Origin of the sequence: Tabrizicola flagellatus, assembly GCF_046295235.1 — a bacterium.
In the GTDB taxonomy this organism is placed as follows: domain Bacteria; phylum Pseudomonadota; class Alphaproteobacteria; order Rhodobacterales; family Rhodobacteraceae; genus Tabrizicola; species Tabrizicola flagellata_A.
The window spans coordinates 1-20,471 of sequence record NZ_JBKBLV010000019.1; the positions used below are offsets into that span (position 1 = coordinate 1).

22 protein-coding genes are annotated in these 20,471 nt (G+C 67.0%); 12 read left to right on the plus strand and 10 right to left on the minus strand.

Annotated features, from left to right (window positions below; translation table 11 throughout):
- The 7 genes from ACK4IU_RS09985 to ACK4IU_RS10015 all read right to left on the minus strand — a co-directional run.
- Positions 1–978 (minus strand): aconitase X (locus tag ACK4IU_RS09985; protein ID WP_409734459.1); only part of this gene is annotated, 978 nt, incomplete at its 3' end.
- 95 nt (positions 979–1,073) lie between these two features.
- The gene (locus ACK4IU_RS09990; protein ID WP_409734462.1) at positions 1,074–1,247 is read right to left on the minus strand and encodes a hypothetical protein; all 174 of its coding nucleotides are present in this window, start codon (positions 1,245–1,247) and stop codon (positions 1,074–1,076) included.
- A 20-nt stretch (positions 1,248–1,267) separates the two neighbouring features.
- Entirely contained in the window at positions 1,268–1,939 is a 672-nt protein-coding gene (locus tag ACK4IU_RS09995) for a hypothetical protein (protein ID WP_409734464.1), read from the minus strand.
- A gap of 9 nt (positions 1,940–1,948) precedes the next feature.
- Positions 1,949–2,104 carry a hypothetical protein gene (locus ACK4IU_RS10000; protein WP_409734466.1) on the minus strand — a complete coding sequence of 52 codons (156 nt, stop codon included), beginning with the start codon at positions 2,102–2,104 and terminating at the stop codon, positions 1,949–1,951.
- A 66-nt stretch (positions 2,105–2,170) separates the two neighbouring features.
- Positions 2,171–2,770, minus strand: coding sequence for a hypothetical protein (locus tag ACK4IU_RS10005; protein WP_409734468.1), 600 nt, complete (start codon positions 2,768–2,770; stop codon positions 2,171–2,173).
- Position 2,771: 1 nt separating this feature from the next.
- The gene (hemH, locus tag ACK4IU_RS10010) at positions 2,772–3,872 is read right to left on the minus strand and encodes a ferrochelatase (protein WP_409734470.1); all 1,101 of its coding nucleotides are present in this window, start codon (positions 3,870–3,872) and stop codon (positions 2,772–2,774) included.
- Positions 3,873–3,924: 52 nt separating this feature from the next.
- On the minus strand, positions 3,925–4,764 hold the full coding sequence (locus tag ACK4IU_RS10015; protein ID WP_409734473.1) for a methyltransferase domain-containing protein: 840 nt from the start codon (positions 4,762–4,764) through the stop codon (positions 3,925–3,927).
- Between the two features lie 23 nt (positions 4,765–4,787).
- Here ACK4IU_RS10015 and ACK4IU_RS10020 point away from each other — a divergent pair, with 23 nt between their 5' ends.
- The 7 genes from ACK4IU_RS10020 to ACK4IU_RS10050 all read left to right on the plus strand — a co-directional run bounded on the left by ACK4IU_RS10020 (position 4,788) and on the right by ACK4IU_RS10050 (position 10,370).
- The gene (locus ACK4IU_RS10020; protein ID WP_409734475.1) at positions 4,788–5,510 is read left to right on the plus strand and encodes a double zinc ribbon domain-containing protein; all 723 of its coding nucleotides are present in this window, start codon (positions 4,788–4,790) and stop codon (positions 5,508–5,510) included.
- Positions 5,511–5,543: 33 nt separating this feature from the next.
- Positions 5,544–5,801 carry a glutaredoxin 3 gene (gene grxC / locus ACK4IU_RS10025; protein ID WP_409734477.1) on the plus strand — a complete coding sequence of 86 codons (258 nt, stop codon included), beginning with the start codon at positions 5,544–5,546 and terminating at the stop codon, positions 5,799–5,801.
- Entirely contained in the window at positions 5,801–6,631 is an 831-nt protein-coding gene (locus ACK4IU_RS10030; RefSeq protein WP_409734480.1) for a carbon-nitrogen hydrolase family protein, read from the plus strand. The genes grxC and ACK4IU_RS10030 overlap by 1 nt, the downstream gene beginning before the upstream one ends.
- A complete protein-coding gene (locus ACK4IU_RS10035; RefSeq protein ID WP_409734482.1) occupies positions 6,628–7,089 on the plus strand; it encodes a MarR family winged helix-turn-helix transcriptional regulator in 462 nt (153 codons plus the stop codon). The genes ACK4IU_RS10030 and ACK4IU_RS10035 overlap by 4 nt, the downstream gene beginning before the upstream one ends.
- A 128-nt stretch (positions 7,090–7,217) precedes the next feature.
- Positions 7,218–9,320 (plus strand): YjbH domain-containing protein, encoded by a 2,103-nt coding sequence (locus ACK4IU_RS10040; RefSeq protein ID WP_409734485.1) that lies wholly within the window; start codon positions 7,218–7,220, stop codon positions 9,318–9,320.
- Between the two features lie 104 nt (positions 9,321–9,424).
- Positions 9,425–9,991 carry a YjbF family lipoprotein gene (locus tag ACK4IU_RS10045; protein WP_409734487.1) on the plus strand — a complete coding sequence of 189 codons (567 nt, stop codon included), beginning with the start codon at positions 9,425–9,427 and terminating at the stop codon, positions 9,989–9,991.
- A gap of 109 nt (positions 9,992–10,100) precedes the next feature.
- A complete protein-coding gene (locus ACK4IU_RS10050) occupies positions 10,101–10,370 on the plus strand; it encodes a hypothetical protein (RefSeq protein WP_409734490.1) in 270 nt (89 codons plus the stop codon).
- Here ACK4IU_RS10050 and ACK4IU_RS10055 read toward each other — a convergent pair.
- Together ACK4IU_RS10055 and ACK4IU_RS10060 are read right to left on the minus strand one after the other, a co-directional pair.
- Positions 10,364–13,888: a translocation/assembly module TamB domain-containing protein gene (locus ACK4IU_RS10055; RefSeq protein ID WP_409734493.1), complete on the minus strand. Its 3,525-nt coding sequence runs from the start codon at positions 13,886–13,888 to the stop codon at positions 10,364–10,366. The two genes, ACK4IU_RS10050 and ACK4IU_RS10055, sit on opposite strands and share 7 nt — an antisense overlap.
- Positions 13,888–15,651: an autotransporter assembly complex protein TamA gene (locus ACK4IU_RS10060; protein ID WP_409734496.1), complete on the minus strand. Its 1,764-nt coding sequence runs from the start codon at positions 15,649–15,651 to the stop codon at positions 13,888–13,890. The genes ACK4IU_RS10055 and ACK4IU_RS10060 overlap by 1 nt, the downstream gene beginning before the upstream one ends.
- A gap of 215 nt (positions 15,652–15,866) precedes the next feature.
- On the opposite strand from ACK4IU_RS10060, the gene ACK4IU_RS10065 reads away from it, so the two are divergent.
- The 3 genes from ACK4IU_RS10065 to ACK4IU_RS10075 all read left to right on the plus strand — a co-directional run bounded on the left by ACK4IU_RS10065 (position 15,867) and on the right by ACK4IU_RS10075 (position 17,448).
- Positions 15,867–16,493, plus strand: a complete 627-nt coding sequence (locus tag ACK4IU_RS10065) for a class I SAM-dependent DNA methyltransferase (protein ID WP_409734499.1) — start codon at positions 15,867–15,869, stop codon at positions 16,491–16,493.
- A 136-nt stretch (positions 16,494–16,629) separates the two neighbouring features.
- On the plus strand, positions 16,630–16,923 hold the full coding sequence (locus ACK4IU_RS10070) for a hypothetical protein (protein WP_409734502.1): 294 nt from the start codon (positions 16,630–16,632) through the stop codon (positions 16,921–16,923).
- A gap of 24 nt (positions 16,924–16,947) precedes the next feature.
- Positions 16,948–17,448, plus strand: a complete 501-nt coding sequence (locus tag ACK4IU_RS10075) for a hypothetical protein (RefSeq protein WP_409734505.1) — start codon at positions 16,948–16,950, stop codon at positions 17,446–17,448.
- 48 nt (positions 17,449–17,496) lie between these two features.
- Here ACK4IU_RS10075 and ACK4IU_RS10080 read toward each other — a convergent pair whose 3' ends face one another.
- A complete protein-coding gene (locus tag ACK4IU_RS10080) occupies positions 17,497–18,009 on the minus strand; it encodes a hypothetical protein (RefSeq protein ID WP_409734507.1) in 513 nt (170 codons plus the stop codon).
- Positions 18,010–18,210: 201 nt separating this feature from the next.
- Here ACK4IU_RS10080 and rimP point away from each other — a divergent pair, with 201 nt between their 5' ends.
- Together rimP and nusA are read left to right on the plus strand one after the other, a co-directional pair.
- Positions 18,211–18,828: a ribosome maturation factor RimP gene (gene rimP, locus ACK4IU_RS10085; protein WP_409734510.1), complete on the plus strand. Its 618-nt coding sequence runs from the start codon at positions 18,211–18,213 to the stop codon at positions 18,826–18,828.
- Between the two features lie 10 nt (positions 18,829–18,838).
- Entirely contained in the window at positions 18,839–20,449 is a 1,611-nt protein-coding gene (gene nusA / locus ACK4IU_RS10090; RefSeq protein WP_409734513.1) for a transcription termination factor NusA, read from the plus strand.
- Positions 20,450–20,471: the final 22 nt, after the last annotated feature.

Consider the following 20,471-nt stretch of genomic DNA (forward strand, 5'->3'; position numbering starts at 1 on the left):
GGCCGCCGGGGCGCGACCTGTCAGGGCGACCAGGACATCCAGATAATCCGGATACTTCAGCGTCCGCGCGCCCAGCACCGAATTGGCAAACATCACCGCGTTGGACTCGCCCCAGGCGATGTTCTGTCCCGCCCTGGGCCTCGGCTCAAGCAGATAGGGCGCGCAGGTATAGGTCGGTCTTGCGCCCAGCTCGACATAGGCATCCGCCAGCGCATCCGAGCCTTCGCCCACCACCTTCGGCACGCCTTGCGCCCGCCATTGCCGCCGGTCGACGCAGATCGCGTTCATCGTCGTCGGCACCCGGACCCTTGCCCCCATATCGCACAGCCTGCGGGCAAACTTCAGACCGGCCGGTCCCTGGTAGAACACGCCGTCAAGATGCGCCATGTCGACGTCGACCAGTTCGGTCGCGCCCTCGATCCGCGCGGTTTGCAGAACGATCCGCATCGCCGTCTGTGCGGCCTCGCCGAAGTCTCCGGCCAGAAGGCGGCGGTCAAGCTCGCTCAGGGCGAAATCTGCCGGAGCGGGTTCGGGAAGCACAAAGCTTGCGGGCTGGAGCCTTGGATCCGTGGTCGGCCAGATGGCATCATCTTCGATCCGCACATGGCGGGCCCTGGAAAGCGCCGCAAAACCGGCCTCGTCCAGTTGCAGCACGGGAATTGCGCGCTGGAACAGCTCTCCGGCGATCAGCACGCCCAGCGTCAGGATCGTTTCCTTGTGCCGAAAGACCAGCGCTGCCGGGGCTTGGCCGTTCATCAGCAGTTCGAAGATCACCAGGCTGCCCGAGCAGGACCCCCGTCCACTTGGAATGGCCAACACCTTCCCCGCGACCGACTGGCCGCACAGCGGGTGGTGGACGTCGATGATCCTTCCTGTGGCTGCATCGACCCCGCCCATGAAGCTCAGCCCCACATCCGCGTGCAGCACCTCTCCGCCCGCCTTACCCATGATCAGGGCCTTACCATGCAGCGCCGTCATCCTGATCCCGTCCCCAGCCATATCCGGCATCACGCTACCACGGCCATCTCAGTGCGACTATCGATCCTGTCCTTACCCGGAAGTGCCGGTGTCCTTCACCATGGGCAGTCCGCCTCCAGCGTGTATAGCCCGTCCGGCCCCACCAGCAGCATCCCTTGCCGGTCGGGCAAGGCTGCGACCGCGCTCTTGATCGGCACGGGCGAGACCGTCTTGTCGAAGCGGACGAAATCGCGTGAGGTAAGGACCGTCTGAGCTTTCGAACCGACCACCACGAACAGCCGGGCCTCTTTCAGCCAGACAATCGACGTCGTCGCTGAGGGCGACGTCCCATCAGGGAAGGATTGGACCGGTTCCGCGTCCAACTATCCGTCAGGCGGAACACGCCCTTGAGCGACTGGATCAACACCAACGGTCCGGCCATGAAGATGCGGGCATTCTCCCCGATCCGATCGGCGTCCAACTCGGGAAGGTCCCTGAACCCGTCGCCATCAAAGGCCATCCAGCCCGTATCGGTCTCCACCAGCAAAGGGTCTACGCCGGGAACTTCGAAAATTCTCGACAGGTTGAAGGCAGTCTTCGCCCCGATCTCAACCTTTGGCGTGACCTCGCTCACAGGTCGCGGCACCAGCGTTCCCGGGTCCAGCGCCAGCAGGACCGGCGGCTTGTGCGCGACGGATCGTTCAAAGAGCAGAAGGACACGCTCGGTCGGGTTCTGGGAATACTCCCCCGACCAGGTCAGGCGAACGCCCGTACCGCGATGCTCCACCCACGCTTGGAACGGCGCGGCCTCTTCCAGCACCCAACCGTAAGGTTCCCGTCGCAGCAAGACGCTCGCGTCCTTCAGGTGATTTGAGAAAAGCCGCACCGTCTGGCCGTCCTCGGACACGTCGGCATCCCGGAACGGCCCCGGAAACCGCAATCCCGGTGTCAGCCGATTCAGGTCCTGCCGGGTGGCGACCAAGGCCCACGCTCAGCCGGTGGGCCGGAACCACAGGCTGCGCGCGTCTTCATTGTACCAGTCCACAGCAACGGCAAAGGTGCCACCGGCGCCGGGCAGGGTCAGGATCGCCAAGGGCAATCCGTCTTCGGTCAGGGGCGACGGGGCCTCCCCAAGCACCGAAGGCATCGGGCCGGTAGGGACGAAGGCCTTTCCATACCAATGCAGCAGCGGTGCTTTCGGGCCGAAGCCGACCTAGAAGTCTTGCTTGCCTTCGTCAAAGGCGGTGCCCCACCACGTCTCCCCCGGCCGAACCTCCTCCCAGGTGTCCGAACCGGAGGGCAGATGCCAAAGGACGCGTCCATCCCAACCCGCAAGGAAACGGTCACCCCCCGTGGCGAGCCGCAGATCCCCGTCGAAGATGTTCGATCCGGGCGCGGAGCTTGCAAGCCTGCGATAGTCCCAGCCGCCGATCTCGTAGAACTCCGGCTCATCCGGGCGGTTCAGCGGCCGCAGCAGCAACCCGTCGTAGCCTGGAGGGGTGATCGGGTGGGTGGCAAGGCGGTAGGGCTGATCACGCTCCACCTCGCTCATCGGCTCCTCGCCTTCGATGGGCAGGATGCAGGATCCCGCCGCCAGCGGCAACGCTCCAAGCGGCATAAGGGAAAACAGGAAGGCGACCAGACAACCGAAGAACCGCATGAGGCGACGGTGCCGGGCAAAGGTGGATATCTCGTCAAGGCGGGTCGGAAAAGAGACTCTTGCCGCCGACGCTCCAAACCTTAAGACCAGCTTAACGCGGAAAATCAAGCGATTGATTTTCCAACGAAGTCTCAAACTGTCCACTGTGGACACGTCACCCCTTCCGGGGCAACCACCCACCGAGGTTCTCTTCGATCACCGCAACCAGGGCCTCGATATGGGCCGCATCGTCGTTCAGGCAGGGGATGTAGGTGAAGACCTCGCCGCCGGCATGTTCGAAGGCCTCGCGGATCTCGCCGTTGATCTCCTCCAGCGTCTCGATGCAGTCCGCGGAAAAAGCCGGGGCGATCACCGCGATCCGCTTCTTTCCTTGCTTCGCCAGCTCCGCCACATGCTCGACCGTGTAGGGCCGCAGCCACTCCTCGCGCCCGAAGACCGACTGGAAGGTCGTGTCGATCGCCCCCTTCTCCCACCCAAGCCTTTCGCGCAACAGACGGGTCGTCTTGGCGCACTGGCAGTGGTAGGGGTCGCCCTCCATCAGATACCGCTTCGGCATTCCGTGGTAGCTGGCCACCAGGACATCCGGCCGGTGATCCAGCGCCGCATAGGCCGTCTCGACCGATCTGGCCAGCGCGTCGATATAGAGCGGGTGGTCGAAATACTCCGCCACCGTCCGCACCGCCGGCTGCCGCTTCTCCTTCATCAGGGCGCGGAAGAACTGGTCGTTCGCGGTGGCCGAGGTGGCGCCGGCGTAGTGGGGGTAGAGGGGGAAGAACAGGATCTTCTCGCATCCGGCATCCACCATGGCCCTGACTTTCGACTCGGTCGAGGGGTTGCCGTAGCGCATGCAGAAATCGACCATCACCTCGGCCCCGTGCCGGTCGGCCATCGCCGCAGCGATCGCCGCTGTCTGCGCCTTGGTGATGGTCAGAAGCGGGCTTTCGTTCAGCTCTTCGTTCCAGATCAGCTTGTAGTTCGCACCCGAGGTGAAGGGACGCTTCGACAGGATGATCAGCTGCAACAGCGGTTGCCACTTCCACGACGGGTAGTCCACCACCCGCTTGTCCGAGAGAAACTCGTTCAGATAGCGCCGCATCGACCAGTAGTCGTAGGCATCCGGCGTGCCCAGGTTCGCCAGCAGGATCCCGACCCGTGCACGGCGCACCGGCGGATGATCGGCCGGCGCATGGGCCAGCCGACCCTCGCCGGGACGCACTTCCTCCGCCGCAGCGGCTTTCGTCCGGTCATCCGGCATGTCAGTCCTTCCCTCTGGTTCAGCACGGGACATAAGGGCTGGGTCGGCAGGGTCAACCGTCTTTGGACAGTCGGCCCTCGGGAACGCCCAGAGCATCGGCCAGCCGCGATCTGGCCGAACCCGGGCGCAACGGCTTTTGCTGGCTGTCATGCGGCGCCCATCCGGTCAGGAACAAGAGCTCTGCCGTCGCGCGCAGTCGTCCCTCCGCCGTGACAAAGGTTCCGGCATAGACTGTCGCGGCCGCCGCCAGCACGGAACGGGAGGTGAAGCGGCGCAGCCGGCCAGCCAGGGCATTGGTTTCCCCCGCGGCCCTGAGGTCGGACATCAGCGCCGCGAAGTCGCGATACTCGACAGTCTGAACAAGGCTGTCAGCGACCGGGAGGGCAAATCCCGCCCGTTGCATCAGCCCCCCGAGGTCGCGGATCTCGGCCATCGGCAGCACGCGGGGAGACAGCCCGCCGGTCACGCGGGCCTCGGCTTCGGCGAGGCTTGTCCGCAACTCCTGCAAGCTGCGCCCGCCGGGCAGGACGGCAATGAAAAGACCATCAGGTCGCAGCGCGCGGCGGCATTGCACCAGCTGGCCCAGCGGGTCGTTTGCCCAGTGCAGACCCATCGCATGCACCACCAGGTCATGCGCGCCGGGCACCAGGTCCAGCCGCTCGTCATCGGGAGCCTGCCGGGCATCCGGGCGCAGATCCCGCCAGATTTCGGGGAATCCGCTCACCACGGCCGGCGCCGTAAAGGTTCTGTTAACCTCGGTGAGTCTTTCCTGAACGTCGGTCAGGGCGAGGCGATGCAGGAACATCGCCGGACCATGATCGGGCAGGGTTCGGGCGCGGGCGCGGTGGCGGGCCAGTGCGGTACGGTCGGTCAGGATCGGGGCTTCGGTCATCGGCGGGACATTAGGAGGCAGGGATGGGATTGCAAGGCGCGCTGCATCTGATCTACCCGCCGCAGTGCCTGTCCTGCGCGGCGCCGGTGCAGTCCGATTTCGGCCTCTGCGCCGACTGCTGGCGCGAGACCCCGTTCATCGCCGGCCTCGTCTGCGACGGTTGCGGAACGCCGCTTCCCGGACCGGACAGCGAGGAGCGGGCGCTGTGCGACGACTGCATGACCGTCGCACGCCCCTGGGACCGGGGAAGGGCCGCGCTGATCTATGACGGAAATGCCCGAAACCTGGTCCTGGCGCTCAAGCATGGCGACCGGATGGATCTGGCGCGACCGGCATCGGACTGGATGGCCCGCTCGGCGCAGCCGATCCTGCGGCCGGGGATGTTGGTCGTGCCGGTGCCCCTGCACTGGATGCGGCTGTTCCGGCGTCGCTACAATCAGGCGGCGCTTCTGTCGCGGGGCATCGCGCGCGCGACGGGTCTGGAGCATTGCCCGGACGCCCTGACCCGCCGCCGGCCCACCGGCACCCAGGACGGCAAGGGCCGCGAGGCGCGCTTTGCCAATCTGCTGGATGCCTTCGTCGTGCCGAAGGCGCGTGTCATGCGGGTGCGGGACCGCGACATCCTTCTGGTCGATGACGTGATGACCTCGGGCGCGACCTTTGCCGCGGCGACCGAGGCGCTGCTGGCAGCCGGCGCGCGGTCGGTGTCGGTGCTGGCGCTGGCGCGCGTTGCGAAAGACGGCTGAACCCCTATATTCGGGCGCGAAAGAGGTGCCCCGATGCGTCCGGTCGAAATCTATACCACCCCCATCTGCCCCTACTGCCACGCGGCGAAGCGCCTGTTGCAGAAAAAGGGCGTGGCCTTCGCCGAGATCGACGTCAGCCGCGACCCGGCCCTGCGCGAGGCGATGATGCAGCGCGCCCACGGCCGGCGTACCGTGCCGCAGATCTTCGTTGGCGATGTGCATGTCGGCGGCTGCGACGATCTTTACGCCCTCGACAGCGCCGGCAAGCTCGACCCGCTTCTGGCCGCGTGATGCGCGCGGGCCTGGTCCAGCTGACCGTCACCGACGACCCGGAGGTTAACCTCCCGGTAACGGTCGGCCTTGTGCGTCAGGCTGCTGCCGCTGGCGCGGGCCTGGTGCTGACCCCGGAACTGACGAACGGCCTGTCCTCCAGCCGGGCGCACCAGCGCAGCGTGTTCCGGCATGAGGAGGACGACCCGACGCTGGCCGCGCTGCGGGCCGAGGCGCGGGCGGCGGGCATCTGGCTTCTGATCGGCTCGCTGGGTCTGTTGACCCATGACGCGGATGGCCGCCTTGCCAACCGCAGCTTCCTGATCGCGCCGGACGGCGGGATCGCCGCGCGCTACGACAAGATCCACATGTTCGACGTGAACGTCTCGCCCACCGAGGTTTACCGCGAAAGCGAGGGCTACCGGCCGGGCACGCGGGCGGTGGTGGTGGAGACGGCCTTTGCAACGATCGGCATGACGGTCTGCTACGATGTGCGCTTTCCGGCGCTGTATCGGCGTCTGGCGCAGGGTGGGGCGCAGATCATCACGGTGCCGGCCGCCTTCAACCATATCACCGGCGCTGCGCATTGGGAGACCCTGCTGCGCGCCCGCGCCATCGAGACCGGCTGTTTCGTGCTGGCCCCGGCGCAGACCGGGTTCCACCCGGAAGCCAACGGCAAGGGCCGTCGAACCCATGGTCATTCCCTGGCCATTGCCCCCTGGGGCGAGGTCATGGCCGATGCGGGCACCGAACCGGGGGTGACGCTGGTCGATCTGGACCTGGCCGAGGTCGAGAAGGCGCGCGGTCGGGTGCCGTCGCTGTGGCATGACCGGAGCTTCGAAGGGCCATGAGCGGCGAGAAGGGAAGCGACAAGGCGGATGACATCGCGGTCGCGCTGTTCGGCGAACTGTTCATGGCAGATCAGCTGGCGCGGAACCGCATTTCCAAGGTGCTGCCGAAGGGGATGGAACTGTCGCATTTCAGCGTGCTGAACCATCTGGCGCGCATCAACGACGAACGCACTCCGGCGCAACTGGCGCGGGCCTTCCACGTCACCCGCGGGGCGATGACCAACACGCTGGCCAAGCTGGAATGGGCCGGGCATGTCCACATCCGCCCCGACTGGGAGGACGCGCGGCAGAAGTTCGTCGCGATAAGTCCCAGCGGCCGGGCGGCGCGCGACGGGGCCGTGGCCAGCGTGGTGCCGCTGATTGCCGAGGTCGTGCAGTCGATCGGCCCCGAGAAGGTGCGAGCGCTCTTGCCCGTCCTGCGGGAACTGCGGATCAGCCTGGAAAGCGACAGCACCTGACGGGGCCAGCGGCCGTGTTGGCGGAAATGCCGATATCCCCGATATTGTGCCGGCTTCCCCGTCGAAGCCCCTTGCCCTGATCGCCCGATCTTCGCATAGACTGCAAGGAAATCCCGGGTCTGGTCATCATGCACATCCTGCAAATCCGCCTGCTTGCCCTGCTTGCCGCGAGCACCGCGCTGACCGTTGCGCCGGCGCATGCCGAAAGCACGGGCACGCTGAATATCAACGGGGCAACCGGCCTGATCGACATGCCGTCGGGCGAGGCGCAGAAGGATGCGACCTTTTCCTTCAGCACCTCGCAGGCAGGCCCGATCACTCGCACGACCTTCAGCTTCCAGTTCAGCGAGCGGCTGTCTGCGTCATTCCGCTTCCAGACCTGGCGCGATTGGGACACGGTAATCCCAGGTGACAGCAAGGAAACCGACCGCAGCATCGACCTGCGCTACCAGATCCTGAAGGAAGGGACCTGGCGCCCTGCCCTGACCATCGGCCTGCAGGACATGACCGGACAGGGGCTGTTCTCGTCGGAGTATGTCGCGGCGACGAAGAATTTCGGCGACCGGCTGAAGGTTACGGCAGGCCTCGGCTGGGGCCGGCTGGGCAGTTACGGCAGCATCGGGGCACCCTTCGGCGACCGCCCGCCGGTCAGCCCGACCGGCACGCCCAACGCCGACCAATGGTTCCGCGGCGATGCGGCGCCCTTCGCAGGCGTCGAATACAGGATCAGCGACACCTGGACCTTCAAGGGCGAGTATTCATCGGACGCCTATGTGACCGAGGACGAGGTGCGCGGACTGTTCGATCGCGACAGCCCGTTCAACTTCGGCTTCGAGTATCAGCGCAATCCCAACATGCGCTTCGGGGTCTATTCGCTTTACGGCTCGGAGATCGGGTTGACGTTCCATGTGATCCTTGACCCGAAAAGCCGCCTCACCGGCGGGATCGCCGGCGCTGCCCCCGCCCCTGTCAAGGCACGCCCGTCGAGGGCAACAGACCCTGATGCCTATGACGGCGGCTGGGTGACGCAAGCGGATGCAGGGTCGATCCTGCGCAAGAACCTGGCCAAGCGGCTTGCCGCCGACGGAATTGCGGTCGAGAACCTCGCCTACACCGAGACGACCGTGCAGGTCCGCATCCGCAACAGCCGGATCGACGCGGGCTCGCAGGCCGTGGGCCGAACAGCGCGGGCGCTGAGCCATGTCATGCCCGCTTCGGTCGAGGTGTTCGAGATCGTGCCCGTGGTCAACGGCATGGGGGCCTCGAAGATCACTATCCGCCGCAGCGACCTGGAAGGGCTGGAGTATACCGCCGACAATGCAACCTTGCTGCGCGAGCGGGTCATCGTCACCGATGCGGGGCCGGTCCCTGCCTATGCCATCGGCGACGAGAACCTGTACCCCAGGTTCTCCTGGGGCCTGCGGCCGGCGCTGCGCCTGGCGGAACCGGCAAAGGGCGACATCGGCCTGCGCCTCTCGGCAAGCTACAACTTCGCGCCGGGTTTCGTGGTGGCGGGCTCGGTCTACAAGCAGCTTGTCAGCAACACCGATCTTGGCAGTCCCTCGACCTCGCCTCTGCCGCATGTGCGGACCGACGGCTCGCGCTATACCGAATTCGGCGATCCCGCGCTGGAACGGCTGACGTTCGCCTGGTATGCGCGGCCGGCGCCGGACTTCTATTCCCGCATCACGGTGGGCTATCTCGAGCGGATGCATGCCGGTGTGTCGGGCGAGCTTCTGTGGAAGCCGGTGGACAGCCAGCTGGCCCTGGGAATCGAGGCCAACTACACGCGGCAGCGCGATACGGATGGTGGCCTGGGCTTCGACGAATACGACTACGATGTCGTGACCGGCCATGTGTCGGCCTACTACGACTTCGGCAACGGCTACCTCGGCCAGCTGGACGTCGGGAAGTATCTTGCCGGCGATGTCGGGGCGACGATCTCGATCGACCGCGTCTTCGCGAACGGCTGGAGGGTCGGGGCCTTCGCCACTGTGACTGATGTCAGCGCGGAGGACTTTGGTGAAAGCGGTTTCGACAAGGGCATCCGGTTCACCATTCCCTTCAACTGGGCACTTGGCACCGAGACGCGGCGAGGCTTCGGCATGACCCTGCGTCCGGGCAGCGGCGATGGCGGCGCGCGGGTCGATGTGGACGGGCGGCTCTACGAGTCGATCCGAGAGTATCACACCGATGGACTTGACCCCGATTGGGGAAGGGTCTGGCGGTGAGATTTCCAAAGAAAGCGATTGCAGCCATCACCCTGATGGCGCTGCTTGGCGCCTGCGGCAATGACGGCGGCGGCGGAAACCCTCTGGTTGCTGCGGTCGGTCAGATGGCCAAATCCGCGGTCTCCAAGGAAAGGAAGGGCGCCGCGGGAGCCGCGCGCGCCACAAAGCCTGCCGGGCGAGAGGAGCTTGAAGCCTATGGCAAACCCGTCCTGCGGGTCAAAGCCCAGGCGCTGGGGCAAGATGCCCTGCTGACGATTGCCGATACCAAGGCCGATGTCGTGACATGGACTGCGCAGGGGCAGGCCAACTTCTCGCTCCGCAATGGCGTGCTGATCCAGACCCGCGGTCTCGGGGCCGACCTGATGTCGGCTGATGCTCCCGCGCTGGCCCAGCTGAAAGGCGCGGCCAGCTACCAGCGCATCTACTACTTCCTCGGCCCGGACGACGCCGGAACGCGGCGGACCTACGACTGTGCCGCCGTGGTCGTCGGCGCAGAAACGGTCGAGATCCTGGGCAAGTCGCATGGGGTTACCCATGTGACCGAGACCTGCACCCGACCCAACGGCAAGGTGACCAACGATTACTGGATCGAGGGCAATACCGTCCGCAAGTCGAGGCAATGGGCCAGCAGCGCGGTCGGATACCTGGAGTTCGAGAAGGTCATCGACTGACCTTTGGGCCGGGCCCCTGGCCGCCACACCGGCACGACCCCGACCTTGACCGCATGGGTGCAGACTCCGCGCAGCCCGCTGCAATCTGCGCCTGCCGGACAACGAATGGGTGCGAATCGTCAGCGTCTGGACCAGACTGGCCGAGGGACCGAAAGCCTGCGAGGGCCACATGAAGCCGCTGATCGCGCTGAGCCTCTGTATCGCCTGTCTTGCTGCCCCGGCCAGTGCCGGCGGCCCGGTCGTCGTCGTCGAGGAACCGGAGCCCGAGGTGAAGGAAGCGTCACCCTCCAGCAAGGGCTGGCTGCCATGGCTTGTGGTGCCCCTGTTCCTCTGCGTGGTGATGTGCGGACCGGACGGGGACGACGCGGGCGATCAGTAGTCGCGCTGAAGATAGACGCCGATCCCGGTCTCGCCGTCGGCCCCGAGCCTGCCCTTGACCGTCAGCCCTTTCCTGAGGTCGAGGTTCAGGTTGATCCGGCTCTTGCCCTCCTGGTCGACCTCGATCTCGGTATAGACGTTGTCCTTGATGTACTTCCCTGCCCTCACCGCGGCGGAACCGTCCTCGGAAGTCGTCACCTCCAGATCGTCCAGTCCGAAGTTGCGGCGCAGGTTGCCGACGAGACCCACGCCGCTGCGGCCGGCAAGAATGGCGACCGCATTGGCCAGTTGTGCGGCCTGCAAGGCCGAGATGTTGTCGAGACCCCGCCCGAACAGGAGGCGTGCCAGCACTTCCTCCTGTGGCAGGTCCGGTGACGAGGTGAACCGGACCACGGGGTCATTGGCCGGGCCTTCGACTGTGACCGTGCTGACGATTCCGTCGCTTTCGGTATCCGCAGCGATGCTGATCTGCGGGATCAGGCTGCCCTCCATCGCAAGGTCGGCACGCGACAGGACCAGTCGTCGGCCCAGGATGTCGATCCGACCGCGGATCAGGCTGAACCCCCCTGCGGGACGCACGTCCGCCGTGGTGCCCAGAAGCCGCAGGCTACCGCCCAGTTCGGCGTCGATGCCCCGACCGCGGACGAAGACTCGGGCCGGCGCGGTGATCGTCGCGTCAAGCCCGATGGCCCGTGCCGGCGCTGCATTGCGGGACGCGGCGGCGATGGCATCCAGAAGGCCGGCCTTGCGCCGGGTGTCACGCACAGGCGCCGTGTCGCGGACATGGCGGATGTTCATCAGCGACCCGGCCGAGCTGAACCCCGAGGCCGGCACCCGCACCTCGGTTTCCCCAAGTTGCAACGCGCCCGACAGCATCGCCCCGCCAGCCAGAGGCCCGCGCAAGGCCAGATTGCCGCTGACCCGCGTCTCGTAAAGCTCGGGGTCGTAGAGCCGCAGGCCGTCCAGCGCCAGGGTCAGATCTGCCTCCTGCCGCCCGTCCAGGCGGATCGGTCCGTCCACCCGCAGCCGTCCTCCGGTGGACAGGCCCGAGGTTGCCGAAAGCTGGAGAGTGCCGCCATTCAGTTGCCCGATGGCCTGGATCTGTTGCAGGGACATGCCCAGTTCCGGGTCGGCGATGCGTCCGTCCGACAGGGTGACGCGGCCCGACAGCGAGCCCAGTGCCAGCGGCCCGCTCAGCCGCAGGTCATAGCCGACCCGGCCCGCCACCGACCGGGGCGAGAGGATCAGGTTCGCCAGACCCGCCTCGCCCGAGCCGTTGATCGCCAGATCGGCCGTGCGGAAGTCGTTCGCCACCCGCCCCTCGACCCGGGCGGCGATCTGCCCCGGCCCGTTGCCGCGCAGATCCAGCCGATAGCCCGCCGCGTCCTGCACCGCCGTCCCGGCCACGGTCAGCGGACCGGATACCTCGGGCACGATGAGGCCCAGATTCGCCAGCCGCGCATCCAGGGTGATCCGGCGCACCGCGCCGTTGATCTCGCCTTGCGCCGTGGCGGAAAGCTGCGGGTTCTGCAGACGGGCCGAGCGGACCTGGATCACGCCGCCGTTCAGGCCGAGATCGAGGTCAAGCTCGCTCTGCCCGGCCAGAACCCGGTCGGCCTCGGGCTTGCCGATGCGCAGCGACCGGCCCTGACCTCTCAGACTGACCGACCCTTCCTCTGGCGTGCCGGTGAAACGGCCTTCCAGCGTCACCGCGCCGCCATAGCCCGCCCGCAGCGCCGACAGGTCGGACAGGCTGACCGTTCCCGTCAGGTCCGACCCGGCCGAGGCCAGCCGGCCGCTGGCGCTCGCCCGCAAGGCCCCCGCCGTCAGGTCCAGGCTGCGCAGGGCCATGCCCGTCTCGTCCCGCCGCACCGAGGCGGTCAGCCGCGAGGCCCCGGACAGAAGCCGGTCCGCCTCGGCCTGGCCAATGGACAAGCCGGTGCCATCGAACGCGATCTCGGCGTCGAAAACCCCCGACAGGCGGCTTGCCTCGCCCAAGACCTCCAGCCGCCCCGCCCCGCCCAGCGGACGGCCTGCCAGCCGCGAGAACCGCGCGAAATCCGCAGCTTCGACCGCCAGCCTGCCGGTCATCCGCAGCGCCTGGTCCAGCCCCTCGATCCGCACCGCGCCGGTCGCGGAAAGACCCGCGCCCTCCAGCCGGATGTCAGTCAGCCGCAGCGCAGCCGCGCCTTCCTGCGCGTAGAACCGCAACGATCCCGTCAGTGCCTGCCCGAGTGCCTCGGCCAGCGCAGGATCGGCAGGCTGAAGGCCCGTGGCGTTGCCGCTTAGCGTGCCGCCGAAGCTCCGCCCCGCCGCGCTGCGCCCGATCCGGCCCGAGCCCTTCACCGCGAGGTCGGCAATCTTCAGGTCGGGCCGGTCAAGCCCCCGGATCGCCAGGCTGCCCGACCAGCTGTCGGCGTCGCCCTGCGCCGAGGTCAGCCGGAAATCGGCGCTGGTGACTTTCGTCCCGTCGGCCAGCGGCAGCACCACCGGCGCCCCGTCCGGCGCGGCCAGACGGCCGGAGACCTCCAACCGTTCGGGCACGCCATCCGCCGCGATCTCGGCCGCGCCGGTCAGCGCCAACGACCGCGCGGCCAGGTCGAAACGGTCCACCCGCACCCGCCCGCCGGCGCTGCGCCAGGCTTCGAGCTTAAGTCCGACCTCGGTGCCGAAGAAATCCACCAGGTCCGGCGCCAGCATCGGCGCGAGATCCCCCGCAAGGTCGGCACCAAGGCGGTTCCCGCCGTCCTCGGCCCGCAGCGTCACCTTGCCGGTCAGCCGGTCGGCGCCATCGGTCGCCAGCGAGACATCGGCCGCGAAATCGTCGATCGGCCCCTGCCCCTCGACCTGCAACCGCGTCGAGGGCGCGCCGGGGATGCCCAGCAGGCTGGCCGCGATCCCGCCCGCCGCCTCTTCGGCCCGGAGCGACAGCTTCAGTTCTCGCGTCGCATTGGCATAGGCCGCGTCCAGCCGCACCTCGCCCGAGGGGCCGTCGCCGGTGCGGATCAGGTCCAGCACCGCCTGCCCCTCGCCCCCGGCCAGTTGCAGCGAGGCCGACAGCGTGCCGGTGACCGGCTGGCCAAGCAGATCGGTGCCCAGCTCGATCCGGTCGGCGGCGACCTTCTCGATATCGATCGAGACCGGCAGTTCGGGAAGGCTGAACCCGGCCGCCTCGGGCGCGGGCACAGCCTCGGCCGAGGCAACGGGCGCGCGGGCGACGATGATCTCGTCGGCGGACAGTTCGTTGACCACCACCTCGCCCGACAGAAGCGCCGAGCGCGACCAGTCCAGCACCACGCCGTTGAGCGTGATCCAGATGCCCTGGTCGTCGGCGATGGTCAGCTGCTCGATCGTGGCCTGGGCCGAAAGCGCGCCGGCAAAGCCCGTCACCGTGACCTTGCGCCCCGCACCGGAGAGCGTGTCTTCCAGAAAGGCGGTCAGGTAGTCGCGGTCGTCCTGCTCTTGCGCCTGGGCGGGCAGGGCGAGCAGGCAGAGGGCGAAGGCAAGCGCGCGCCGCATCAGAAGGACTGCCCCAGGCCGACATAGATCTGCACCCCGTCGCCGGTGGTGCCGCTGATCGGTGCCGCCACGTCCAGCCGGATCGGGCCAAGCCCGGTGTCATAGCGCAGCCCCAGCCCGGCCCCGGCATGGGAATTGGCCAGATCACCCGCGAAGCCATCGACCCCGATGCTGCCCCAGTCGACAAAGCCGACCACCCCGATCCGTTCGGTCACGCTGGCGCGCAGTTCCACCGAGGCGGCAAGGAATCGGTTGCCGCCGATCAGGAATTGCGGCCGGAAGCCCCGCGTGATGGCAACCCCCAGCGAGCGATAGGGCTGGCCGCGCACCGTGCCGCCCCCGCCCGAGAAGAACAGGTCGCTGCGCGGCGTTTCCAGCAGCGCCGGGCCGAACACCGCCCCGGCCTGCGCCCGCGCCGCAAGCACGAAACGGCCCCCGGAGCCGAGGCTGCGATAGATGCGCCCGTCCAGCGTGGCGCGCAAGCCCGATCCGGTGGTGCCGAAGCCCAGGAAGGGCTTGGCTGTCGCATCGATGTAGAAACCCTTCGTCGGATCCGTCGCCACGTCGCGTCGGTCCCAGGTCAGTCCCGCGGGCAGCGACAGGTTGCGGAAGTCGAACCGTCCGCCGGGGTCTCGCCCCGTAGCGGTGTCATAAGTCAGCCCGGCCCGCGCCGTCAGCTGTTCGGAAAAGACATGGGAAAACCGCAGGCCGAAGCTGAAGGCGTCAAGGTTGTAGTCGATCTCGTCCTCGTGCCGGTAGCTCAGCACCAGACCGGCCGAGGTGTCCGCACTCAGCGTCGCGGGGCGGTCGAGCGTCACCTCCAGCCCGTAATCGATGCCGCTGAGGCTGGTGCCGATGTTGGTGATCTCGCCCTTGATCCCCAACCTTTCGCCCCCGCCCAGAAGGTTGCGGTGCAGCCAGGCGGCCGAAAGCGACAGGCCATCCAGGCTGGCTATTTCGACACCCAGCGAATAGCGGCGCGGCTTCTGCTCGACCACGGCCGCGCTGATGCCCAGTAGATCCGGCGCGGTGATTTGGTCGTCCTCGGTCAGCGCGACAGACGAGAAGATGCCGGTGCGGCGCAGCCGCGTCTCGGCCCGGCGCAGTTCGGTCTCGCTGAAGGTCTCGCCTTCGGGCAGGCCGGCGATCTTGCGGATGCGCGCCTCGCGCATGCGCTGTTCGCCGGTGACGGTAAGCGGCCCGAATCGCAGCCGGGGCCCGGGCGTCAGGCTGACATCGGCGTCGATCCGCCGGGCAGCATGATCGGCCAGCACCCGCTCCTCTCCCACGAAGGCCTTGGCATGGCCGGCCTCGCGCCAGGCGGCGATGGCGACATCGACCGCCGACTGCACCTGGCCGCTTTCCGCCGGCGCGCCGGTGCGAAAGCCTTCGGGCAGGTCCGTCCCCGGCGCCAGGGGGGCGATTCGCACCTGGCCGAACCGGAAGGGCGGGCCGGGATCGACCTGGATGCGGATGGTCGAGATCGCACGCGGCGCCTCGAGCGCAGGGATCGCCGCCGCCTCGCGACCGTCGATCAGGATGCGGATGTCGACCGAGTAGTAGCCCTTGGCATAAAGCGCCGCGAGGATATGCGCGTAATCCGACCGCGCTGCCGCCAGCAGGTCCTGCGGATCGGTCTGGCCCTGCTCTTGCAGCGACCGGACCATCGCCGCATCGGTCACCGCCTTCGTCAGCGCCTCGGACCCGCCGACAACCGAGATGTCCAGCCGGTCGAGCGCCAGCACGGGGGATGCCGCCAGCATCCCGACCAGAAGGCCAAGCGCGCACCGGAGCCGCGATGTCTTCGGACCGGCATACATCCAGCCTGACCCCTTTACTTGCATTCCCCGGACTATTGCAGCTTGTGCCGGCCCCTTCAATCGGGGGGCAACCGATTAGCGGCGGCCGGTTCCCGGCGATCCGTCATCTCTCTGTGACAGGACAGTAGCATCACAGCCGCGATGACGGAGGATTGCAGATGACCGAAGACGCCTACGACTTGGATGAAGCCTACCAGATCAACGGTCCCGAGGACGCCCGTCGCATGTATGGCGACTGGGCGGAGACCTACGACGAAAGCTTCGGCGCGGCCTGGGGCTACATCGCCCCGCGCGAGATCGCGGCGATCCTGAAGGGCGAGATCGCGCAAGGGGCCGAAATCCTGGACATCGGCGCGGGCACGGGCCTGGTGGCGGAACACCTGCGCGGGCTGACGGTGGACGCGTTGGATATCACGCCCGAGATGCTAGAGGTCGCGCGGCCCAAGGGCCTGTATCGCAAGCTGATGCTTGGCGACCTGACCAAGGCCCTGGAGATCCCCGACGCGAGCTATGACGCGGTGGTCAGTTGCGGCACCTTCACCCACGGCCATGTCGGCCCGGAATGTTTTCCGGAACTCTTGCGCATCACCCGCCCCGGCGCGGTCTTTGCCTGCGGCACCATCGGCCCGGTGCTGGACGGGGCCGGCTTCGGCTCGGAACTCGCCCGCATGGTGGCGCATGGCCGGATCACCCCGGTCGCCTGGCGCGACATCCCGATCTACGAGGGCGCGGACCATCCGCACAAGGACGACCGCGGCCTGGTGATGGTGTTCCGCCGGGTCTGAGGCCCGGAAGGAAATGACCCGATCCGGGTCATGTCTTGAGGAAAGACATGATTCCCTTGGCTACCTTCGGCGTCGGCAGGCCCGGGTCGGGCCATGCCGTGCGGACTGCGGTCTGGAAGCTGGAGGAGGATCAACAATGAGGGTTCTGAAAGGTGGTATCGCCGCGATGGCCGTCGCGGCGCTGGTGGCGATGCCGGTTCCCGTTGCGGCGAAGCCGGACAAGGAAGACATTGCCCGCGCGCTTGCGGCCCTTGCGATCCTTGGCGTCGCGGTTGCCAAGGCCAAGAACGACCCGGACGGCTGGGACGAAGACCGTTACGGCGACCCGTTCAGCCCGGCCAGGGATGTGATCTGCCTGCCGAAGCCCAGACAGTGCTTCAAGGACGGGCATTTCTCCTATCGCTGGACCCGGCGGATCTTCGGCATCTGACCCCTCGGCACGGAAAGGAAAACCATGAAGTCTCGTCATATCCTCGTTCTGGCAGCGGCAAGCCTGATGGCCGCGCCGCCCGTGTCGGCGGAAGAAGCCCAGACCCCGGTAGATCCCGCGACCATCGATCCGGTCGCGCGGATGGAGAAGGCGGTGAACACCAAGGCGCTCGAGCGCATCATGACCGACCAGTCGGGCCTGTTGTCGCCGGGCGACAGCCTGCGTCTCCTGATCGTCGCGCAGCAGCGCGCGCTGGCCGAGAACTGCGAAGGCTATGCCGTCGATGAAACGAAATTCGCGGCGGTGATGTCCGATATCCTGTCCGGCCTCCAGGCGATGACGGAGGAGGGTCAGAACAATCTGGCCGTGGACATGGTGATGGGGGCCTATGCGATGAGCCTCGGCGGTTTGACCGCAGTCGCGGCCTATGACCCTGCGCGCTTCTGTGCCCGCGGCGCCGAGATCAGGGACGAACTGACCGAGGATACCGAAGGCCGCTTCTCGGTTCTGATGCCCGCCCAGTGATCCGGTCGGACCGCAACGACGCCCCGTTGCCTCGGGGCGTCGCACGGATCAGGGCATAGTCCGCGTCCTCGACAGCGCGCCCAGGCGGTCCATCGTCCTGACCACCCCGAGGAACTGTCGCGCGACCGACAGGGTCGTGCCGTTCTCGCTGAACCTGGCGAGGGTTCCGCCCGGGGTCGAGATCTGCCCGCGCCCCCTTTCGACCACCAGTTGCCGCTGCAACAGCCGGTCAACGTGCCGGCGCACCGTCTCGACGGGCAGGTCGAGGGCTTCGGCAATCCGGCGGCGCGAGATGTGGCCACGAAGTTCGGGCGGGAGCTGCTGGCGGGTCAGCAGCGCCTCGCTGGCGGAGGGTGCCCGCATAAACCTCTGGACGGTGGCGGCGACGATGACGAGGAACACCATGCATTCCTCGGGCCTGAGCTTTACCGTTCTCTGAAGATCCAGCTGGATGGCCAGGATGGCGTTCAGCATGGCAAAGCCGATCGGTCGTTCCACCGCCTCGAACTGAGCGATGTTCAGAACATACGACGGCTCGCATCCTGTGTTGACGGGCACCATGGGCAGCCTCTTCGTGGTCGGCACGAGTCAAGGATAATACAGGTCGATCGGGGGAAAAGGCTTCGGGGTCGGGGAGAACGGCCTTGCATCCCTCGGGTCAACGGCCTATATCGACAGCAACAGCGGTTTCGGGGTCCAAACTCGAAGCTACCGGAAGATGCGAGCGGGCCGCCTGGTCCGCTTTTTCGTTTTGGAACCCTGATGACCGATCTCGTCGCGAAAACCGCCATCGACCGCCGCCTGGCCGACATCGTCCAGCCGGTGATCGAAGGCATGGGCTTCGAGCTCATCCGCCTGCGGCTGATGGGTGGCAAGACGCGCGTCTTGCAGATCATGGCCGACCGTCCCGAGGGCGGGATCGGGGTCGATGAATGCGGCGAGATTTCCACTGCCGTTTCTGCCGTGCTGGATGTGGAAGACCCGCTGGAGGACAACTATATCTTGGAGGTCTCCTCCCCCGGTATCGACCGGCCGCTGACGCGGCTGAAGGATTTCGAGACCTGGAAGGGCTGGGAAGCACGGGTCGAGACGACCGAACTGATCGACGGCCGCCGCCGCTTCAAGGGCGATCTGGCCGGGGTGGAAGGGGACGAGGTCCTCATCACCATCGAAGAAGGCGGCGAAGACGTGACCATCGGGCTGAAGTTCGACTGGCTGTCGGATGCCAAGTTGATCCTGTCGGACGCGCTGATCACCGAGATGCTGCGCCAGAAGAAAGTGGCGGAACCCGCCGATGGCCAGTTCGACGCGATCGAGGAAATTGACGGGGACGAGGACGCAGACGATAGCGTCGGGCCCGCCCCCGAGACGAAACACTAGGGAGAGACCCATGGCTATCACCTCGGCCAACCAGCTGGAGCTTCTGCAGACCGCCGAAGCCGTTGCGCGTGAAAAGATGATCGACCCGGATCTGGTGATCCAGGCGATGGAGGACAGCCTCGCCCGGGCCGCCAAGTCGCGCTACGGCGCGGAAATGGACATCCGCGTCAGGATCGACCGCAAGACCGGCCGCGCCACCTTTACCCGTGTCCGCACCGTGGTCGAGGACGACGCGGTGGAAAACCACCATGCCCAGCTGACGGTGAAGCAGGCGAAGTCCTACCTTGCTGACCCCAAGGTGGGCGACGAGATCGTGGATGAGGTTCCGCCCGTCGACCTGGGCCGCATCGCCGCGCAATCGGCCAAGCAGGTGATCCTGCAAAAGGTCCGCGAGGCGGAACGCGACCGCCAGTACGAGGAATTCAAGGACCGCAAGGGCACCATCATCAACGGTGCCGTCAAGCGCGAGGAATACGGCAACGTAATCGTCGATATCGGGCGCGGCGAAGGCATCCTGCGCCGGAACGAGAAGATCGGCCGCGAAGCCTACCGCATCGGCGACCGCATCCGCTGCTACATCAAGGACGTGCGCCGCGAACCGCGCGGGCCACAGGTCTTCCTGTCGCGCACCGACCCGCAGTTCATGGCCGAACTCTTCAAGATGGAAGTGCCGGAAATCTACGACGGCATCATCGAGATCAAGGCCGTCGCCCGCGACCCCGGTTCCCGCGCCAAGATCGCCGTGATCAGCTACGACAACTCCATCGACCCCGTCGGCGCCTGCGTCGGCATGCGCGGCAGCCGCGTGCAGGCCGTGGTGAACGAGCTTCAGGGCGAAAAGATCGACATCATCCCGTGGAACCAGGACACCGCGACGTTCCTGGTGAACGCGCTGCAACCGGCCGAGGTTTCGAAGGTCGTCTTCGACGAAGAGGCTGGGAAGATCGAGGTCGTGGTCCCCGATGAGCAACTGTCACTCGCCATCGGCCGTCGCGGCCAGAACGTCCGGCTTGCCAGCCAGCTAACCGGCCTCGACATCGACATCCTGACCGAGGCCGAGGAATCGCAGCGCCGCCAGGCCGAATTCGCCGAACGCACCAAGCTGTTCATGGATTCGCTCGACGTGGACGAGATGATGGCCCAGCTTCTGGTCGCCGAAGGCTTCACCAACCTGGAAGAAGTCGCCTATGTCGATCTGGACGAGCTTCTGTCCATCGACGGCTTCGACGAGGACACGGCCGCCGAACTTCAGGCCCGCGCCCGCGACTATCTTGAGGCGGCCAATGCCAAGGCGATGGAAAACGCCCGCGCCCTGGGGGTCGAGGACAGCCTGGTGAACTTCGAGGGCCTGACCCCGCAGATGCTCGAGGCTCTGGCCCAGGACGGGATCAAGACGCTGGAAGACTTCGCCACCTGCGCCGACTGGGAACTGGCCGGCGGCTGGACCACGGAAAACGGCCAGCGCAAGAAGGACGAAGGGGTCCTGGAAAAGTTCGACATGTCGCTGGAAGAGGCGCAGAATCTCATCATGACCGCGCGCGTCATGCTGGGCTGGGTCGACCCGACGGAACTGGAGCAGCCGGAAGAAGAGGTTGCCGACGACGAGGAGGCCGAGGCCTGATCTCAGGCCTCGGGGTTACGCG

Bases quoted from the DNA above. Each gene is read 5' to 3' on its own strand.
- ACK4IU_RS10000 (WP_409734466.1), bottom strand. From the start codon at position 2,104: ATGCCTTCGGTGCTTGGGGAGGCCCCGTCGCCCCTGACCGAAGACGGA.
- hemH (WP_409734470.1), bottom strand. From the start codon at position 3,872: ATGCCGGATGACCGGACGAAAGCCGCTGCGGCGGAGGAAGTGCGTCCC.
- ACK4IU_RS10015 (WP_409734473.1), bottom strand. From the start codon at position 4,764: ATGACCGAAGCCCCGATCCTGACCGACCGTACCGCACTGGCCCGCCAC.
- ACK4IU_RS10020 (WP_409734475.1), top strand. From the start codon at position 4,788: ATGGGATTGCAAGGCGCGCTGCATCTGATCTACCCGCCGCAGTGCCTG.
- grxC (WP_409734477.1), top strand. From the start codon at position 5,544: ATGCGTCCGGTCGAAATCTATACCACCCCCATCTGCCCCTACTGCCAC.
- ACK4IU_RS10030 (WP_409734480.1), top strand. From the start codon at position 5,801: ATGCGCGCGGGCCTGGTCCAGCTGACCGTCACCGACGACCCGGAGGTT.
- ACK4IU_RS10035 (WP_409734482.1), top strand. From the start codon at position 6,628: ATGAGCGGCGAGAAGGGAAGCGACAAGGCGGATGACATCGCGGTCGCG.
- ACK4IU_RS10040 (WP_409734485.1), top strand. From the start codon at position 7,218: ATGCACATCCTGCAAATCCGCCTGCTTGCCCTGCTTGCCGCGAGCACC.
- ACK4IU_RS10045 (WP_409734487.1), top strand. From the start codon at position 9,425: ATGGCCAAATCCGCGGTCTCCAAGGAAAGGAAGGGCGCCGCGGGAGCC.
- ACK4IU_RS10055 (WP_409734493.1), bottom strand. From the start codon at position 13,888: ATGCGGCGCGCGCTTGCCTTCGCCCTCTGCCTGCTCGCCCTGCCCGCC.
- ACK4IU_RS10060 (WP_409734496.1), bottom strand. From the start codon at position 15,651: ATGCTGGCGGCATCCCCCGTGCTGGCGCTCGACCGGCTGGACATCTCG.
- ACK4IU_RS10065 (WP_409734499.1), top strand. From the start codon at position 15,867: ATGACCGAAGACGCCTACGACTTGGATGAAGCCTACCAGATCAACGGT.
- ACK4IU_RS10070 (WP_409734502.1), top strand. From the start codon at position 16,630: ATGAGGGTTCTGAAAGGTGGTATCGCCGCGATGGCCGTCGCGGCGCTG.
- ACK4IU_RS10075 (WP_409734505.1), top strand. From the start codon at position 16,948: ATGAAGTCTCGTCATATCCTCGTTCTGGCAGCGGCAAGCCTGATGGCC.
- ACK4IU_RS10080 (WP_409734507.1), bottom strand. From the start codon at position 18,009: ATGGTGCCCGTCAACACAGGATGCGAGCCGTCGTATGTTCTGAACATC.
- rimP (WP_409734510.1), top strand. From the start codon at position 18,211: ATGACCGATCTCGTCGCGAAAACCGCCATCGACCGCCGCCTGGCCGAC.
- nusA (WP_409734513.1), top strand. From the start codon at position 18,839: ATGGCTATCACCTCGGCCAACCAGCTGGAGCTTCTGCAGACCGCCGAA.